17 protein-coding genes and 1 rRNA gene are annotated in these 16,760 nt (G+C 65.3%); 17 read left to right on the plus strand and 1 reads right to left on the minus strand.

What is annotated here, in order from left to right:
• The first annotated feature begins 10 nt into the window (after nucleotides 1-10).
• From rpmE to ACJEIK_RS06880, 15 genes are all read left to right on the plus strand, one after another.
• Entirely contained in the window at nucleotides 11-247 is a 237-nt protein-coding gene (gene rpmE / locus ACJEIK_RS06810) for a 50S ribosomal protein L31 (protein WP_020104122.1), read from the plus strand.
• 100 nt (nucleotides 248-347) lie between these two features.
• Nucleotides 348-1,427 carry a peptide chain release factor 1 gene (prfA, locus tag ACJEIK_RS06815; RefSeq protein ID WP_060998862.1) on the plus strand — a complete coding sequence of 360 codons (1,080 nt, stop codon included), beginning with the start codon at nucleotides 348-350 and terminating at the stop codon, nucleotides 1,425-1,427.
• A complete protein-coding gene (gene prmC / locus ACJEIK_RS06820; protein WP_205848794.1) occupies nucleotides 1,427-2,251 on the plus strand; it encodes a peptide chain release factor N(5)-glutamine methyltransferase in 825 nt (274 codons plus the stop codon). Before prfA ends, prmC begins: the two co-directional genes overlap by 1 nt.
• A gap of 45 nt (nucleotides 2,252-2,296) precedes the next feature.
• Nucleotides 2,297-2,956, plus strand: coding sequence for an L-threonylcarbamoyladenylate synthase (locus tag ACJEIK_RS06825; RefSeq protein WP_064857753.1), 660 nt, complete (start codon nucleotides 2,297-2,299; stop codon nucleotides 2,954-2,956).
• Nucleotides 2,953-4,149 carry a glycosyltransferase family 4 protein gene (locus tag ACJEIK_RS06830; RefSeq protein ID WP_020104126.1) on the plus strand — a complete coding sequence of 399 codons (1,197 nt, stop codon included), beginning with the start codon at nucleotides 2,953-2,955 and terminating at the stop codon, nucleotides 4,147-4,149. The genes ACJEIK_RS06825 and ACJEIK_RS06830 overlap by 4 nt, the downstream gene beginning before the upstream one ends.
• A gap of 259 nt (nucleotides 4,150-4,408) precedes the next feature.
• Entirely contained in the window at nucleotides 4,409-4,882 is a 474-nt protein-coding gene (locus tag ACJEIK_RS06835; protein ID WP_064857760.1) for a hypothetical protein, read from the plus strand.
• A gap of 8 nt (nucleotides 4,883-4,890) precedes the next feature.
• Nucleotides 4,891-5,643 carry a F0F1 ATP synthase subunit A gene (gene atpB / locus ACJEIK_RS06840; protein WP_020104129.1) on the plus strand — a complete coding sequence of 251 codons (753 nt, stop codon included), beginning with the start codon at nucleotides 4,891-4,893 and terminating at the stop codon, nucleotides 5,641-5,643.
• A 76-nt stretch (nucleotides 5,644-5,719) separates the two neighbouring features.
• Nucleotides 5,720-5,983 (plus strand): F0F1 ATP synthase subunit C, encoded by a 264-nt coding sequence (locus ACJEIK_RS06845; protein WP_020104130.1) that lies wholly within the window; start codon nucleotides 5,720-5,722, stop codon nucleotides 5,981-5,983.
• 9 nt (nucleotides 5,984-5,992) lie between these two features.
• The gene (locus ACJEIK_RS06850) at nucleotides 5,993-6,517 is read left to right on the plus strand and encodes a F0F1 ATP synthase subunit B (RefSeq protein ID WP_064857754.1); all 525 of its coding nucleotides are present in this window, start codon (nucleotides 5,993-5,995) and stop codon (nucleotides 6,515-6,517) included.
• Nucleotides 6,518-7,858: a F0F1 ATP synthase subunit B/delta gene (locus tag ACJEIK_RS06855; protein ID WP_064857755.1), complete on the plus strand. Its 1,341-nt coding sequence runs from the start codon at nucleotides 6,518-6,520 to the stop codon at nucleotides 7,856-7,858.
• Nucleotides 7,859-7,893: 35 nt separating this feature from the next.
• Nucleotides 7,894-9,543, plus strand: a complete 1,650-nt coding sequence (gene atpA / locus ACJEIK_RS06860; protein WP_020104133.1) for a F0F1 ATP synthase subunit alpha — start codon at nucleotides 7,894-7,896, stop codon at nucleotides 9,541-9,543.
• A 7-nt stretch (nucleotides 9,544-9,550) separates the two neighbouring features.
• Entirely contained in the window at nucleotides 9,551-10,471 is a 921-nt protein-coding gene (locus ACJEIK_RS06865; protein ID WP_020104134.1) for a F0F1 ATP synthase subunit gamma, read from the plus strand.
• Between the two features lie 24 nt (nucleotides 10,472-10,495).
• Nucleotides 10,496-11,926 (plus strand): F0F1 ATP synthase subunit beta, encoded by a 1,431-nt coding sequence (gene atpD, locus ACJEIK_RS06870; RefSeq protein WP_029105840.1) that lies wholly within the window; start codon nucleotides 10,496-10,498, stop codon nucleotides 11,924-11,926.
• A 36-nt stretch (nucleotides 11,927-11,962) separates the two neighbouring features.
• Nucleotides 11,963-12,328: a F0F1 ATP synthase subunit epsilon gene (locus ACJEIK_RS06875; protein WP_064857757.1), complete on the plus strand. Its 366-nt coding sequence runs from the start codon at nucleotides 11,963-11,965 to the stop codon at nucleotides 12,326-12,328.
• Nucleotides 12,329-12,335: 7 nt separating this feature from the next.
• Complete coding sequence (locus ACJEIK_RS06880; protein WP_043397045.1) at nucleotides 12,336-12,782, plus strand: DUF2550 domain-containing protein; 447 nt, start codon at nucleotides 12,336-12,338, stop codon at nucleotides 12,780-12,782.
• A 1-nt stretch (nucleotide 12,783) separates the two neighbouring features.
• On the opposite strand, the gene ACJEIK_RS06885 is transcribed toward ACJEIK_RS06880, so the two are convergent.
• Nucleotides 12,784-13,365, minus strand: coding sequence for a cob(I)yrinic acid a,c-diamide adenosyltransferase (locus ACJEIK_RS06885; protein WP_064857758.1), 582 nt, complete (start codon nucleotides 13,363-13,365; stop codon nucleotides 12,784-12,786).
• 71 nt (nucleotides 13,366-13,436) lie between these two features.
• Here ACJEIK_RS06885 and murA point away from each other — a divergent pair, with 71 nt between their 5' ends.
• Nucleotides 13,437-14,690: a UDP-N-acetylglucosamine 1-carboxyvinyltransferase gene (gene murA, locus ACJEIK_RS06890; RefSeq protein ID WP_020104139.1), complete on the plus strand. Its 1,254-nt coding sequence runs from the start codon at nucleotides 13,437-13,439 to the stop codon at nucleotides 14,688-14,690.
• Between the two features lie 387 nt (nucleotides 14,691-15,077).
• Nucleotides 15,078-16,594: ribosomal RNA gene (locus tag ACJEIK_RS06895) — 16S ribosomal RNA — on the plus strand.
• Nucleotides 16,595-16,760: the final 166 nt, after the last annotated feature.

Genomic DNA, 16,760 nt, shown 5'->3' on the forward strand with positions numbered 1-16,760 from the left:
GGACCATGAAATGAAATCGGGTATTCACCCCGCATACGTCGAGACCACCGTGGTCTGCGGTTGCGGCAACAGCTTCCAGACTCGTAGCACCAAGGAAAGCGGCAACATCGTTGTCGAGGTGTGCTCGCAGTGCCACCCGTTCTACACGGGCAAGCAGAAGCTTCTCGACACCGGCGGCCGCGTGGCCCGCTTCGAGAAGCGGTACGGCAAGCGCACCGCCGGCTCGAAGGCCGCGTCCGAGAGCTAGCTTCGACGGGCGGCGCCCGATCTGTCGCATTCGCGTCAGGTCCGGGCGCCGTTTTCGTATCCAGCGTCCGGCACCCCAGAACAACCGCAGGAGTCCGAAAGTGGCAGAGACAGATACCGCGCCCCGCATCGAGGCACTGCTGGCCGAGCACGCCGATCTCGAGCGGCAGCTGGGGGACCCGAACCTGCACGCCGACGCCGGTGCCGCCCGCAAGGTCGGTCGCCGCTTCGCGCAGGTGTCGCCGATCGTCGTCACCTACCGCAAGCTCGAGGCCGCCCAGGGCGACCTCGAAGCCGCCCGCGAACTGGCCGCCGAGGATGCCGCATTCGCCGCGGAGGTGCCCGAGCTGGAGGCCCGCGTCGCCGAGCTCGACGCCAAGCTGACGGACCTACTGGCCCCGCGCGATCCGCACGACGCCGACGACGTCGTCCTCGAGGTGAAATCCGGTGAGGGCGGCGAGGAATCGGCGCTGTTCGCGTCCGACCTCGCGCGCATGTACATCCGCTACGCCGAGCGCCACGGCTGGACCGTCACCGTGCTCGACGAAACCTGGTCGGACCTGGGCGGCTACAAGGACGCCACCATCACCATCGCCAGCAAGGGCGATTCCGCCGACGGCGTGTGGTCGCGCATGAAGTTCGAGGGCGGCGTGCACCGCGTGCAGCGCGTGCCCGTCACCGAATCGCAGGGCCGCGTGCACACCTCGGCCGCCGGGGTCCTCGTCTACCCGGAGCCCGAAGACGTCGAGCAGGTGCAGATCGACGAATCGGATCTGCGGATCGACGTCTACCGGTCATCGGGCAAGGGTGGTCAGGGCGTCAACACCACCGACTCGGCGGTGCGTATCACGCACCTGCCCACCGGCATCGTCGTCACCTGCCAGAACGAGCGCTCGCAGCTGCAGAACAAGGCCCGCGCCATGGTGGTGCTCGCCGCGCGCCTGCAGGCGCTGGCCGAGGAGCAGGCCGCGTCCGACGCCTCTGCGGACCGCGCCAGCCAGATCCGGACCGTCGACCGCAGTGAGCGCATCCGGACCTACAACTTCCCCGAGAACCGGATCGCCGACCACCGCATCAACTTCAAGGCCCACAACCTCGACCAGGTGCTCGACGGCGACATGGACGCGCTGCTCGACGCCCTCGCGGCCGCCGACAAGCAGGCCCGGCTCGCGCAAGAGTGATCCGTCAGGCCATCACTGAGGCGGCCTCGCAGCTGGCCGCCGCGGGTATCGATTCCGCCCGGGTCGACGCCGAGTACCTCGCCGCCCACGCAGCCGGGGTGGACCGGGCCCGCGTGATGTTCACCGAGCCCGACCCGGCGTTCTATCCGCGCTTCCGTGAACTGGTGGAGCGGCGCGCGCAGCGAATTCCGTTGCAGCACTTGGTCGGAACCGCGGCCTTCGGTCCGGTGGAAGTGCACGTCGGTCCCGGGGTGTTCATCCCGCGCCCGGAGACCGAGGCGCTGCTGGAGTGGGCCATGAACCAGCCGCTGCCGCCGAGCCCGGTGATCGTGGATCTGTGCACCGGCTCCGGCGCACTGGCCCTCGCCCTGGCACACACCTGGCCGCAGGCGCACGTTGTGGCCGTCGAGAAGTCCCCGGAGGCCTTGGTCTACGCCCGGCGCAACTGCGCGGGCAGTGCCGTCGAGGTGCTCGAAGCCGACGTCACCGTTCCCAGCCTGCTGTCAGACAGGACCGGCACAGTGGACCTGCTGGTGTCCAACCCGCCGTACATCCCCGACGGCGCCGACCTCGACCCCGAAGTCATCGACCACGACCCGGCCGCCGCCCTGTTCGGCGGGCCCGACGGCATGGCCGTCATCGTGCCGATCATCGCGCTGGCGGCCCGGTTACTGCGTCCGGGCGGCAAGGTGGGCATCGAACACGACGACACCACAGCCGATCAGGTGGTGGCCGCGTTGGATCGCGACGGTACGTTCGGTGACATCACCGCGCGGCGCGATCTGACCGGGCGGCCCCGGTTCGTCACCGCGACCCGACGGTAAAACGGGTCATGGCAGCCGACGAAACGCTTGCGTGAGGAGTGATGGATGGAGACGTTCGACTGCGGTGATGCGGAGAAGCGCGCCACCGGGATCGCCTCGGCTATCAGTGCGCTCAAGGGCGGCCGCCTGGTCGTGCTGCCCACCGACACCGTCTACGGCCTGGGTGCCGACGCCTTCAACAGCGAGGCCGTCGCGGCGCTGCTCGCCGCGAAGGGGAGGGGCCGCAATATGCCGGTCCCGGTTCTCGTCGGGTCTTGGCGCACCATCGACGGGCTCGTCTACGCCGTGCCCCCGGCCGCGCGGGACCTCATCGAGGCGTTCTGGCCCGGCGCGTTGAGCCTGGTCGTGCGCCAGGCCCCGTCGCTGTCGTGGGACCTCGGTGACACCAACGGCAGCGTGATGCTGCGCATGCCGCTGCACCCGGTGGCGATCGAGCTGCTGCGTGAGGTCGGTCCCATGGCGGTGTCCAGCGCCAACATCTCGGGGCAGCCGCCCGCGGTCAACGCCGACGAGGCGCGGGCGCAACTGGGCGACAAGGTCGAGGTGTACCTGGACGCCGGGCCGGCGACCAAGCAGGCCGCGTCCACGATCGTCGACCTGACCGGCGCGACGCCGCGCGTGCTGCGGGAAGGGCCGATCGCCGTCGCGCAGATCGCCGAAGTGCTCGGCGTCGAACCGGAGTCCCTGACCGGCGAGGTGTCGTGACCGTAGTTGCCGACGCAGGCCGGCTGCTCGCGCAGATCGATCGGGGCACCGGGGTTCCGCTCCGCGAGCTGGTGCTGGTCGGTCTGACCGCGGCGATCATCACCTACTTCGCCACCGGCTGGGTGCGGGCGCTGGCGTTCCGTTTCGGTGCCGTCGCCTACCCGCGCGAACGCGACGTCCACGTCCAGCCGGTCCCGCGCATGGGCGGGTTGGCGATGTACGTCGGGGTGGCCGCCGCGGTCTTGCTGGCGTCCCAATTGCCCGCACTCACCCGAGGTTTCGTGTATTCGTCCGGTATGCCGGCGGTGGTGGTGGCGGGCGGCCTGATCATGCTGATCGGCCTGATCGACGACCGCTGGGGCCTGGACGCCCTGACGAAGTTCGCCGGCCAGATCACCGCGGCCAGTGTCCTGGTCACCATGGGCGTCGCGTGGAGTGTGCTGTACATCCCGATCGGCGGCGTCGGCACCATCGTGCTGGACCAGGCGTCGTCGATCCTGCTGACCCTGGCGCTGACGGTGTCGATCGTCAACGCGATGAACTTCGTCGACGGCCTCGACGGCCTGGCCGCCGGCCTCGGGCTCATCACCGCGTCGGCCATCTGCATCTTCTCGGTCGGGCTGCTGCGCGACCACGGCGGTGACGTGCTGTTCTACCCGCCGGCCGTCATCTCGGTGGTGCTCGCCGGCGCCTGCCTGGGCTTCCTGCCGCACAACTTCCATCCGGCCCGCATCTTCATGGGGGACTCCGGGTCCATGCTCATCGGCCTGATGCTGGCGGCGGCGTCGACGACGGCGGCGGGCCCGATTTCGCAGAACGCCTACGGCGCGCGCGACGTTTTTGCTTTGCTGTCGCCATTCCTGTTGGTCGTTGCGGTGATGTTCGTACCGGCCCTCGACATGCTGCTGGCCATCGTGCGCCGCACCCGTGCCGGACTCAGTCCGTTCAGTCCCGACAAGATGCATCTGCACCACCGGCTGCTGCAGATCGGTCACTCGCACCGACGCGTCGTGCTGTTGATCTACCTATGGGTGGGCATCGTGGCGCTGGGGGCGGCGAGCACCATTTTCTTCGACCCCCGGTACACCGGTGCGGTGATGCTCGGGGCCATCCTGCTGGCCGCCATCTTCACCCTGATTCCGCTGCTGCGGCGGCGCGATGACCTGCCAGAAGGCGAGTACGACAAAAAGTAGTAGGTGCCCGTTTTCGGGTGCTCACCATGTGGTACGGTTCTGGCAGAACCCGAAAAACCTCGCGGGTTGCCGGCCCGGCCCATCGGTTCACACAAGCCGATCGGCGCCGAATGACGACCGACAAAGGGAGCTTCCCCTTGGGTGATTCCAGTGTGCCCGACGCGCTCGATGTGACCTTCGATACGCTCTGTGGGCACGCACACAGGATTGCCAGGTATATGGGGACGGCACTCGTGACCGCGGGATTGAGGTGAACACCATGACGACACCAGCGCAGGACGCGCCTTTGGTGTTGCCGGCAGTGGCTTTTCAGCCCTTGCGTTTGTTTGCTATCTCGCTCCTCGTGACAGCCATCGCGCTCGGTGGCGGATACGCAGTGAGCGGCAATCTGAAGTTCGGCGCCTTCTTCGGTCTGGGGATGGCGCTCGGTCTGGCCAACGCCATGATGGTCCGTCGCGCGGTTGCCAAGGTCACCGCCAAGGACCACCCCCTGAAGATGCAGATGGCCGCCAACTCCGCGATGCGGTTGGTCGCGATCTCGGTGATCGCCCTGCTGATCACGTGGTTCTTCAAGCCAACCGGTATCGGCGTGCTGTTCGGGGTGGCATTGTTCCAGGCGATTCTTGTCATGAGCACCGCATTGCCGGTGATGAAGAAGGTCCGTGCCGGCCAACGTAACGGTGGCGGCGGCGACCAACCAGAAGCACACGACGGATCAGAAGCAAAGGACTGACGACCCAAGTGATTCAACAATTCACCGCCGAGGCCGCCATCGAGGTCGGCCACCACGAGCAGCACGAGCTGTGGGGCTACACCTTCAACGTCGACACGATCATCGCCACCAGCGTGGCCGCGGTCATCGTCATCGCGTTGGCCTTCATCGTGAAGGCCAAGGTGACCTCGACCGGAGTGCCCGGCGGTGTGCAGCTGTTCTTCGAAGCCATCACCATCCAGATGCGCCAGCAGATCGAGACCGCGATCGGTATGAAGATCGCGCCGTTCGTGCTGCCGCTGGCCGTCACGATCTTCACCTTCATCCTGATCTCCAACTGGCTGTCGGTCCTGCCGGTGCAGTTCGGTGGGGAAGACGGTGGCGCCAAGGAACTGCTGGCCCCGCCGGCCTCGGACATCAACTACGTGCTGGCGCTCGCGCTGTTCGTGTTCCTCTGCTACCACGCAGCGGGCATCTGGCGCCGTGGCGTCTTCGGTCACTTCAAGAAGCTGCTGAAGGGCCACGTCGCGGTCCTCGCGCCGATCAACATCGTCGAGGAGATCGCCAAGCCGGTTTCGCTGTCTCTGCGACTCTTCGGCAACATGTTCGCCGGCGGCATCCTGGTCGCGCTGATCGCGATGTTCCCCTGGTACGTGCAGTGGGCGCCGAACGCCATCTGGAAGACCTTCGACCTGTTCGTCGGCCTCATCCAGGCGTTCATCTTCGCGCTGCTGACGATCCTGTACTTCAGCCAGTCGATGGAACTCGACGAGCACCACTAAGTACCCGCAAGACCTGTAGGAACCACAAATAAGACCCTGGTAGCGCAGCTACCAGTTACCAAGGAGGAAAAAGAGAATGGCCGACGCAGCAACGAACGCCACTATCATCCAGGGCGCCCTCATCGGCGGTGGCTTGATCATGGCCGGTGGCGCCATCGGTGCCGGTATCGGTGACGGTATCGCCGGTAACGCGCTGATCTCGGGCATCGCCCGTCAGCCGGAGGCCCAGGGCCGCCTGTTCACCCCGTTCTTCATCACCGTCGGTCTGGTGGAAGCCGCGTACTTCATCAACCTGGCCTTCATGGCGCTCTTCGTGTTCGCCACCCCGGGCCTGTCGTAATCCGTCGACATGGGTGAATTGAGCGCAACCATCCTGGCCTCGGGCCAGGCAGCAGCGGAAGGCGGCGGGGGTCAGAACTTCCTGATCCCCAACGCGACCTTCTTCGTCGTGCTGATCATCTTCCTGATCGTGCTCGGCGTGATCGGCAAGTGGGTTGTGCCACCTGTCAGCAAGGTCTTGGTCGAACGCGAGGAAATGCTCGCCAAGACCGCTGCTGACAACCGGAAGTCGGCTGAGCAGGTGGCCGCCGCAGAGGCGGACTACAACGCGGCGATGGCGGGTGCTCGCATGGAGGCTTCGGCCATCCGTGACGAGGCCCGCAACGAGGGCCGCAAGGTCGTCGACCAGGCGCGTGCAGCGGCGAGTGGTGAGGTGGCCGAAACCCTCAAGGGTGCCGACCAGGCACTGTCCGCACAGCGGCAGTCCACACAGACCGAACTGCAGTCGTCGGTCGACAACCTGTCCCAGACGCTGGCGAGCCGCATTCTCGGCGTCGAGTTGGCGGCTGACGTGAAATCAGGCGGGAGCCAGTAGATGGAAATCTTCATCGGGCAGCTGATCGGCTTTGCCGTCATCGTGGCCATCATCTGGAAGTACGTGGTACCTCCGGTGAAGGGCATGATGGCCAAGCAGCAGGAGGCCGTTCGCGTCGCGCTGGCCGAAAGTGCCGAAGCCGCACAGAAACTCGCGGACGCCGACAAGATGCACGCCAAGGCTCTTGCCGACGCGAAGGCGGAGTCGACCAAGGTGACCGACGAGGCGCGGCACGATTCGCAGCGCATCGTCGAGCAGCTCACCGAGCAGGCCGCAATCGACGCCGAGCGGATCAAGGCGCAGGGCGGCCAGCACGTCGAGCTCATGCGCCAGGGCGTCATCCGCGAGCTCCGTCAGGAGCTGGGCGCGGAGTCCGTCGCCAAGGCTGACGAGCTGGTGCGTCGCTACGTCGCCGAGCCCGGCGCGCAGGCCGGCACCGTCGACCGCTTCCTGGACGATCTCGAGCAGATGGCGCCGTCCTCGGCCGAGGTCGGTACCCACGCCGAGGTGAAGCTGCGGGCCGCGAGCCGGGAATCACTGACCGCGCTGGTCGAGAAGTTCGACGCGACCGCCAACGGCCTGGACGCGGCCGCGCTGACCGCGCTCGCCGATGATCTGGCTGCCGTCGCCCGGCTGCTGCTGACCGAGGTCAACCTCGGACGGCACCTGGCCGAGCCCGCCGACAACCCCGCCCCCAAGGTCGCTCTGCTGGACGCGGTGCTGTCCGGCAAGATCGGCGCCAACGCACTGGAACTGCTGCGTGCCGCGGTGTCTTCGCGGTGGTCGGAGCAGTCCGACCTGGTCGACGCCATCGAGCACGTCGCTCGCCTGGCACTGATCAAGCGGGCCGAGGTCAGCGGTGACGTCGCCGAGGTCGAGGATCAGCTGTTCCGGTTCAGCCGTGTGCTGGACGCGCAGCCGCGCCTCTCGACGCTGCTCGGTGACTACGGCACCCCGGTCGACGGCCGAGTTGCCTTGCTGGACAAGGTCCTTACCGGTGCCAACGGCTCGGCCAACAGCACCGTCAAGGCGCTGCTGACGCAGACCGTGAGCCTGCTGCGCGGTGAGCGCGCCGACCAGGCCGTCCTTGATCTGGCCGAGCTGGCAGTCGCCCGCCGCGGCGAGGTGGTCGCCCACGTCGAAGCGGCCGCGGCCCTGTCGGATGCACAGCGGACCCGGCTCACGTCGGTTCTGACCCGCATCTACGGCCACCCGGTGTCCGTCCAGCTGCATGTCGATCCGAGCCTCCTCGGTGGTCTGACCATCACCGTCGGCGATGAGGTGATCGACGGCTCCATCTCGTCACGACTGGCTGCCGCCTCCAACCGGCTGCCCGACTAACTCCGAAACACCCAAGACTAGGAAGACCAAAAACCATGGCAGAGTTGACAATCTCGGCTGCTGATATCGAAGGTGCCATCGAGAACTACGTAACGACGTTCTCGGCCTCGACCGATCGTGAAGAGATCGGCACTGTCGTCGACGCCGGTGACGGCATCGCACACGTCGAGGGTCTGCCCTCGGTCATGACCCAGGAACTCCTCGAGTTCCCCGGCGGTGTTCTGGGCGTGGCCCTGAACCTCGACGAGCACAGCGTGGGTGCGGTCATCCTGGGTGAGTTCGAGAAGATCGAAGAGGGCCAGCAGGTCAAGCGCACCGGCGAGGTGCTCTCGGTGCCGGTCGGCGACGAGTTCCTGGGCCGCGTCATCAACCCGCTGGGTGAGCCGATCGACGGCCAGGGCGAGATCAAGGCCGAGACCCGTCGTGCCCTCGAGCTGCAGGCCCCGACCGTGGTTCAGCGCCAGAGCGTCAGCGAGCCGCTGCAGACCGGTATCAAGGCCATCGACGCCATGACCCCGATCGGCCGCGGCCAGCGTCAGCTGATCATCGGTGACCGCAAGACCGGCAAGACCGCCGTCTGCGTCGACACCATCCTGAACCAGCGCGAGGCCTGGGAGACCGGTGACCCGAAGCAGCAGGTGCGCTGCGTCTACGTCGCGATCGGCCAGAAGGGCACCACCATCGCCAGCGTGAAGCGCGCGCTGGAAGAGGGCGGCGCCATGGAGTACACGACCATCGTCGCGGCTCCCGCCTCTGACCCCGCCGGCTTCAAGTGGCTGGCCCCGTACACCGGCTCGGCCATCGGCCAGCACTGGATGTACAACGGCAAGCACGTCCTCATCGTGTTCGACGACCTGTCGAAGCAGGCCGACGCCTACCGCGCCATCTCGCTGCTGCTGCGTCGCCCGCCGGGCCGCGAGGCGTTCCCGGGTGACGTCTTCTACCTGCACTCGCGTCTGCTGGAGCGTTGCGCGAAGCTGTCCGACGAGCTCGGTGGCGGTTCGATGACGGGTCTGCCGGTCATCGAGACCAAGGCCAACGACATCTCGGCGTTCATCCCGACCAACGTCATCTCGATCACCGACGGTCAGTGCTTCCTGGAGTCCGACCTGTTCAACCAGGGTGTCCGCCCCGCCGTCAACGTCGGTGTGTCGGTGTCCCGCGTCGGTGGTGCCGCGCAGATCAAGGCGATGAAGGAAGTTGCCGGCTCGCTGCGTCTGGACCTGTCGCAGTACCGCGAGCTGGAGGCCTTCGCGGCCTTCGCCTCGGACCTGGACGCCGCTTCGAAGGCTCAGCTGGACCGCGGTGTGCGCCTGGTCGAGCTGCTGAAGCAGCCGCAGTACAGCCCGCTGGCCGTCGAGGACCAGGTCATCGAGATCTTCCTCGGTACCCAGGGCCACCTGGATTCGGTTCCGGCCGAAGACGTTTCGCGCTTCTCGTCCGAGCTGCTCGAGCACGTGAAGGCCAGCCACGCCGACATCCTCACCGGGATCAAGGAGACCAAGAAGCTCTCCGAGGAGAACGAGGAGAAGCTGGTCTCGGTGATCAACGAGTTCAAGAAGGGCTTCGCCGCCACCGACGGTAGCTCGGTCGTCGTCAAGGAAGCAGAGGCCGAGGCCCTGGATCCTGCTGAGCTCGGCCAGGAGTCGGTCAAGGTCAACAAGCCGGCACCGAAGAAGGCCTAGGTAACCAATGGCAGCCACACTGCGCGAGCTACGCGGACGTATCAAATCCGCCTCGTCGATCAAGAAGATCACGAAGGCGCAGGAGCTGATCGCCACGTCGCGGATCGCCAAGGCGCAGGCCCGGGTTGATGCAGCCCGGCCTTACGCCACCGAGATCACCAACATGCTGACCGAGCTTGCGGGGGCCAGCGCGCTGGACCACCCGCTGCTCGTGGAGCGGGCGAACCCGCGCCGTGCCGGCGTCCTGGTGGTGTCGTCTGACCGCGGCCTGTGCGGCGGTTACAACGCCAACGTCCTGCGTCGGGCCGAGGAACTGTTCACGTTGCTGCGCAACGAGGGCAAGGAGCCGGTGCTGTATGTCGTCGGCCGAAAGGCCTTGGGCTACTACAGCTTCCGTCAGCGCCCCGTCGCCGAGTCCTGGACCGGCTTCTCGGAGCGTCCGGAGTACGCCAACGCCAAGGAGATCGCCGACACCCTGGTGACGGCGTTCATGGCGGGTGCGGACGACGAGGGTGACGAACCGGGTGCCGACGGCATCTTGGGCGTCGACGAACTGCACATCGTGTCGACCGAGTTCAAGTCGATGCTGTCGCAGACGGCCGAGGCCGTGCGGATCGCCCCGCTGGCCGTCGAGTACACGGGGGAGCCGACCGAGGTCCACACCCTGTACTCGTTCGAGCCGAGTGCGGACGTGCTGTTCGACGCGTTGCTCCCTCGCTACATAGCGACCCGTGTCTACGCGGCACTGCTTGAGGCCGCGGCCTCGGAGTCGGCTTCGCGTCGACGCGCCATGAAGTCGGCAACGGACAACGCCGACGACCTGATCAAGGCCCTGACCCTCGCCGCGAACCGCGAGCGCCAGGCCCAGATCACCCAGGAAATCAGCGAAATCGTCGGTGGCGCCAACGCGCTGGCCGACGCGAAATAGGCCCCGTAGGAAGCGAAGAGAGATATGACTTCTGCCGTAGAGACCAAGACCACTGGTCGCGTGGTTCGCATCACCGGCCCGGTGGTGGACATCGAGTTCCCGCGTGGCTCTGTGCCCGAACTGTTCAACGCTCTGCACGCCGACATCACCTTCGGTGCGCTGGCCAAGACCCTGACCCTCGAGGTTGCTCAGCACCTCGGTGACAACCTGGTGCGCTGCATCTCGATGCAGCCGACCGACGGCCTGGTGCGTGGCACCGACGTCCGCGACACCGGCGCCTCCATCTCGGTGCCTGTCGGCGACGGCGTCAAGGGCCACGTGTTCAACGCCCTGGGTGACTGCCTCGACGAGCCGGGTTACGGCAAGGAGTTCGAGCACTGGTCCATCCACCGCAAGCCGCCGGCCTTCGCCGACCTGGAGCCCCGCACCGAGATGCTGGAGACCGGTCTTAAGGTCGTCGACCTGCTCACGCCGTACGTGCGTGGTGGCAAGATCGCCCTGTTCGGTGGTGCCGGTGTCGGTAAGACGGTTCTGATCCAGGAGATGATCAACCGTATTGCCCGCAACTTCGGTGGTACCTCGGTGTTCGCCGGCGTCGGTGAGCGCACCCGTGAGGGCAACGATCTGTGGGTCGAGCTCGCGGACGCGAACGTGCTCAAGGACACCGCCCTCGTGTTCGGCCAGATGGACGAGCCGCCAGGCACCCGTATGCGCGTCGCCCTGTCGGCCCTGACCATGGCCGAGTACTTCCGCGACGAGCAGAACCAGGACGTGCTGCTCTTCATCGACAACATCTTCCGGTTCACCCAGGCCGGTTCCGAGGTCTCGACCCTGCTGGGTCGTATGCCTTCGGCCGTGGGTTACCAGCCGACGCTGGCCGACGAGATGGGTGAGCTCCAGGAGCGCATCACCTCGACCCGTGGTCGTTCGATCACCTCGATGCAGGCCGTGTACGTGCCCGCTGACGACTACACCGACCCGGCCCCGGCCACCACGTTCGCCCACCTGGACGCCACCACCGAGCTTTCTCGTGCGGTGTTCTCCAAGGGCATCTTCCCGGCCGTGGACCCGCTGGCGTCGTCCTCGACGATCCTGCACCCCAGCATCGTCGGCGACGAGCACTACCGGGTTGCTCAGGAAGTCATCCGAATCCTGCAGCGCTACAAGGACCTTCAGGACATCATCGCCATCCTCGGTATCGACGAACTGTCGGAAGAGGACAAGGTGCTGGTGTACCGCGCCCGTAAGATCGAGCGCTTCCTGAGCCAGAACATGATGGCCGCCGAGCAGTTCACCGGCCAGCCGGGTTCGACGGTGCCGCTGAAGGAGACCATCGAGGCGTTCGACCGTCTCGCCAAGGGCGACTTCGACCACCTGCCGGAGCAGGCGTTCTTCCTCATCGGTGGTCTCGACGACCTGGCGAAGAAGGCCGAAAGCCTCGGCGCCAAGCTGTGACCGCTGTAGTTACTCGAGCACGGAAGGTGGTGTGACATGGCCGAAATGGACGTCGAGATCGTCGCCGTCGAGCGCGCGCTGTGGACAGGCAAGGCCACATTCGTCTTCACTCGCACCACCGCCGGCGAGATCGGCATCCTGCCCCGGCACATCCCGTTGGTCGGCCAGCTGGTCGACGACGCGATGGTCCGGGTCGAGCGCGAGGGCGAGGATGATCTGCGGATCGCCGTGTCCGGTGGGTTCCTCTCGGTGACCGAGGAGACCGTGCGGATTCTGGTTGAAGATGCGGCGCTGGAGTCGGAGATCGATGCGCATGCGGCCAAGGCCGATGCCGCGTCCGACGACGAGGCGACCGCTGCGTGGGGCCGGGCGCGTCTGCGCGCCGTAGGCCAGCTCGACTGATACCCCGATGAGCGCGTCCATGTTGATGATGGTCGCGCTCGTCGGCGTGTTGGTGCTGGCTGTAGCCGCACTGAGTTATCGCTTGTGGAAGTTGCGCCAGGTTGGCGGCACCGCCGCCATCCTGCGCGACTACCCAGCTGCCGGCGGCCACGGGTGGCGGCATGGAGTCATGCGCTACCGCGGTGGTGAAGCCGGCTTTTATCGTTTGTCGAGCCTGCGCTGGTGGCCGGACCGGACCCTGTCCCGTCGCGGCCTGGAAGTGGTCGGGCGCCGTGCCCCACGGGGCGACGAATTCGATATCATGACCATCGAAACGGTCATTCTCGAGCTGCGCGACAATAGTCCCGAACGGCGCAGCGGCTACGAAATCGCTTTGGACCGTGGAGCTTTGACGGCTTTCACGTCGTGGCTCGAGGCCCGGCCGTCGCCGCGGTCCCGCCGCCGCGCGGTCTGAATCACGCTTGCTGCGCGCCACCGCCCGGTTGCCAGAGCACATCACCATCCGGATTCGCGACCCGCGACAGGATGAACAGCAGATCCGACAGCCGATTCAGGTATTTGGCCGGCAGGACGCTGACCGAATCGCCGTGTTCATCGATCGCCTGCCAGGCCGCCCGCTCGGCCCGGCGGACCACGGTGCGCGCGACGTGCAGGTAGGCGGAGAGGGGAGTGCCGCCGGGCAGGATGAACGACGTCAGCTTCGACAGCGGCTCGTTGAATTCGTCGCACCAGGTTTCCAGCCGGTCGATGTACGGCTGGGTGATCCGCAGCGGCGGGTATTCCGGATTCTCGACCACCGGGGTCGACAGGTCTGCGCCGGCGTCGAAGAGATCGTTCTGAATTTGCAGCAGTACCAAGCGGATTCGCTCATCGGGCGCACCCGCGGCGACCGCGACGCCGATCGCGGCGTTGGCTTCGTCACAGTCCGCGTACGCCGCCAGGCGCGCGTCGTTCTTCGACACCCGGCTGAAATCGCTGAGGCCGGTCGACCCATCGTCGCCGGTCCGGGTATAGATGCGGGTCAGGTGCACAGCCATGGTCAAACCGTACTCGCGGAGACCTCTTCGTGGCCTGACACCGGCCTGCGCCGCTGTTTACACTTAGCCGCGTGAGCGAGCGTTTCGTGGTGACCGGGGGTAGCCGGTTGTCCGGCGAAGTTGCCGTGGGGGGCGCCAAGAACAGCGTGCTGAAGCTGATGGCCGCGGCATTGTTGGCCGAGGGCACCACCACGATCACCAACTGCCCGGACATCCTGGATGTGCCATTGATGGCCGAGGTGCTGCGTGGTCTCGGCGCCACCGTCGAGCTCGACGGCGATGTTGCCCGCATCACATCACCTGACGAGCCCAAGTACGACGCGGACTTCGCCGCGGTCCGGCAGTTCCGCGCTTCGGTGTGTGTGCTCGGTCCGCTGGTGGGGCGCTGCAAGAAGGCGAAAGTCGCATTGCCTGGTGGCGACGCGATCGGTTCGCGGCCGCTGGACATGCACCAATCCGGTCTGCGCCAACTCGGAGCGCGATGCAACATCGAGCACGGTTGCGTGGTCGCCGAGGCAGATCACCTGCGTGGAGCGGAAATCCAGCTCGAGTTCCCGTCGGTGGGTGCGACCGAGAACATCCTGATGGCGGCAGTGCTCGCCGAGGGTGTGACGGTCATCCACAACGCAGCGCGTGAGCCGGACATCGTCGATATCTGCGACATGCTGAACCAGATGGGTGCCAAGGTCAGTGGGGGAGGGACCTCGACGCTGACCATCACCGGGGTGGACAAGCTGCATCCGACCGAGCACCGGGTGATCGGTGACCGGATTGTGGCCGCGACCTGGGGGATTGCCGCGGCGATGACGCGCGGCGATGTCGCCGTGACGGGGGTGGACCCGCAACACCTCCAGCTGGTGCTGCACAAGCTCCACGATGCCGGCGCGACGGTGACCCAGCACGACAACGGTTTCCGCGTGGTCCAGTACGAACGGCCGAAAGCCGTTAACGTCGCGACGCTGCCGTACCCGGGATTTCCGACCGACCTGCAACCGATGGCCATCGGTTTGGCGTGTATCGCCGAGGGCACCTCGATGATCACCGAGAACGTGTTCGAAGCCAGGTTCCGGTTCGTCGAGGAGATGATTCGCCTGGGCGCCGATGCCCGGACCGACGGTCACCACGCGGTGGTCCGCGGAATTCCGCAGTTGTCGAGTGCGCCGGTATGGGCGTCGGATATTCGCGCCGGAGCCGGTCTGGTGTTGGCGGGATTGGTCGCCGATGGCGACACCGAGGTTCACGACGTTTTCCACATCGATCGCGGGTATCCGTTGTTCGTCGAGAACCTCGTGAGTCTGGGCGCGGAGGTCGAACGGGTCAGTTGACGGCCATTGGCGTGTCGCATTGAGCGTTCCGATGGACGCCGTGCGACGCGTTTCGGTCGAAAAACCGGCCGTATGCAGGCGTTTTGTAAAATCAAGATCGGCCCGCTAATGTATTCCAAGTCAGCAGCGAGCGGGGCCGAAAAAGCCCAGAGCAAGAGCTTGACAGCCCGATCAAGAGATAGTAGGTTGGTGGGGTTGCCCGAAAACGGCGTGTTGTTTGAGAACTCAATAGTGTGTTTGGTGGTTTTTGTTTGTTGTTTTTGACCGCACTCCGTGTTTTCCCGTTTGTGGGGTGTGGTTGTTTTTTTGATGCCAGTTTGTTTGGTGTCTTTTGTTTAGGTCAGATTGTTCTGAACTTGAATTCTGTCGGGTTTGTCCCGAAGTTTTTGTTTGGAGAGTTTGATCCTGGCTCAGGACGAACGCTGGCGGCGTGCTTAACACATGCAAGTCGAACGGAAAGGCCCTTCGGGGTACTCGAGTGGCGAACGGGTGAGTAACACGTGGGTGATCTGCCCTGCACTTTGGGATAAGCCTGGGAAACTGGGTCTAATACCGAATAGGACCACGCGCTTCATGGTGTGTGGTGGAAAGCTTTTGCGGTGTGGGATGGGCCCGCGGCCTATCAGCTTGTTGGTGGGGTAATGGCCTACCAAGGCGACGACGGGTAGCCGGCCTGAGAGGGTGACCGGCCACACTGGGACTGAGATACGGCCCAGACTCCTACGGGAGGCAGCAGTGGGGAATATTGCACAATGGGCGCAAGCCTGATGCAGCGACGCCGCGTGAGGGATGACGGCCTTCGGGTTGTAAACCTCTTTCAATAGGGACGAAGCGTGAGTGACGGTACCTATAGAAGAAGCACCGGCCAACTACGTGCCAGCAGCCGCGGTAATACGTAGGGTGCGAGCGTTGTCCGGAATTACTGGGCGTAAAGAGCTCGTAGGTGGTTTGTCGCGTTGTTCGTGAAAACTCACAGCTTAACTGTGGGCGTGCGGGCGATACGGGCAGACTAGAGTACTGCAGGGGAGACTGGAATTCCTGGTGTAGCGGTGGAATGCGCAGATATCAGGAGGAACACCGGTGGCGAAGGCGGGTCTCTGGGCAGTAACTGACGCTGAGGAGCGAAAGCGTGGGGAGCGAACAGGATTAGATACCCTGGTAGTCCACGCCGTAAACGGTGGGTACTAGGTGTGGGTTCCTTCCTTGGGATCCGTGCCGTAGCTAACGCATTAAGTACCCCGCCTGGGGAGTACGGCCGCAAGGCTAAAACTCAAAGGAATTGACGGGGGCCCGCACAAGCGGCGGAGCATGTGGATTAATTCGATGCAACGCGAAGAACCTTACCTGGGTTTGACATGCACAGGACGCCGGCAGAGATGTCGGTTCCCTTGTGGCCTGTGTGCAGGTGGTGCATGGCTGTCGTCAGCTCGTGTCGTGAGATGTTGGGTTAAGTCCCGCAACGAGCGCAACCCTTGTCCTATGTTGCCAGCGGGTTATGCCGGGGACTCGTAGGAGACTGCCGGGGTCAACTCGGAGGAAGGTGGGGATGACGTCAAGTCATCATGCCCCTTATGTCCAGGGCTTCACACATGCTACAATGGCCGGTACAAAGGGCTGCGATGCCGTGAGGTGGAGCGAATCCTTTCAAAGCCGGTCTCAGTTCGGATCGGGGTCTGCAACTCGACCCCGTGAAGTCGGAGTCGCTAGTAATCGCAGATCAGCAACGCTGCGGTGAATACGTTCCCGGGCCTTGTACACACCGCCCGTCACGTCATGAAAGTCGGTAACACCCGAAGCCGGTGGCCTAACCCTTGTGGAGGGAGCCGTCGAAGGTGGGATCGGCGATTGGGACGAAGTCGTAACAAGGTAGCCGTACCGGAAGGTGCGGCTGGATCACCTCCTTTCTAAGGAGCACCATTTACATGCCCTGATCCAGGGTTTCCCCCATCCCCGCAACAGTGCGGGACTTGGTGGTTGGGATTGTCGCCGGCGCCTGTAGTGGGCTTGTCCGGCGGGTGCATATGACGACAAACGTGCGGCCGGCTGGAAAGCGTTGGTCGTGAAGAATTG

The sequence above is a fragment of the Mycobacterium sp. SMC-16 genome (genome assembly GCF_046250085.1).
Classification (GTDB): Bacteria; Actinomycetota; Actinomycetes; order Mycobacteriales; family Mycobacteriaceae; genus Mycobacterium; species Mycobacterium phocaicum.

Coding starts and splice junctions, on each gene's coding strand:
- rpmE (WP_020104122.1), top strand. CDS start 11: ATGAAATCGGGTATTCACCCCGCATACGTCGAGACCACCGTGGTCTGC.
- ACJEIK_RS06825 (WP_064857753.1), top strand. CDS start 2,297: ATGGAGACGTTCGACTGCGGTGATGCGGAGAAGCGCGCCACCGGGATC.
- ACJEIK_RS06835 (WP_064857760.1), top strand. CDS start 4,409: ATGACGACACCAGCGCAGGACGCGCCTTTGGTGTTGCCGGCAGTGGCT.
- ACJEIK_RS06845 (WP_020104130.1), top strand. CDS start 5,720: ATGGCCGACGCAGCAACGAACGCCACTATCATCCAGGGCGCCCTCATC.
- ACJEIK_RS06850 (WP_064857754.1), top strand. CDS start 5,993: ATGGGTGAATTGAGCGCAACCATCCTGGCCTCGGGCCAGGCAGCAGCG.
- ACJEIK_RS06855 (WP_064857755.1), top strand. CDS start 6,518: ATGGAAATCTTCATCGGGCAGCTGATCGGCTTTGCCGTCATCGTGGCC.
- atpA (WP_020104133.1), top strand. CDS start 7,894: ATGGCAGAGTTGACAATCTCGGCTGCTGATATCGAAGGTGCCATCGAG.
- ACJEIK_RS06865 (WP_020104134.1), top strand. CDS start 9,551: ATGGCAGCCACACTGCGCGAGCTACGCGGACGTATCAAATCCGCCTCG.
- atpD (WP_029105840.1), top strand. CDS start 10,496: ATGACTTCTGCCGTAGAGACCAAGACCACTGGTCGCGTGGTTCGCATC.
- ACJEIK_RS06875 (WP_064857757.1), top strand. CDS start 11,963: ATGGCCGAAATGGACGTCGAGATCGTCGCCGTCGAGCGCGCGCTGTGG.
- ACJEIK_RS06880 (WP_043397045.1), top strand. CDS start 12,336: ATGAGCGCGTCCATGTTGATGATGGTCGCGCTCGTCGGCGTGTTGGTG.
- ACJEIK_RS06885 (WP_064857758.1), bottom strand. CDS start 13,365: ATGGCTGTGCACCTGACCCGCATCTATACCCGGACCGGCGACGATGGG.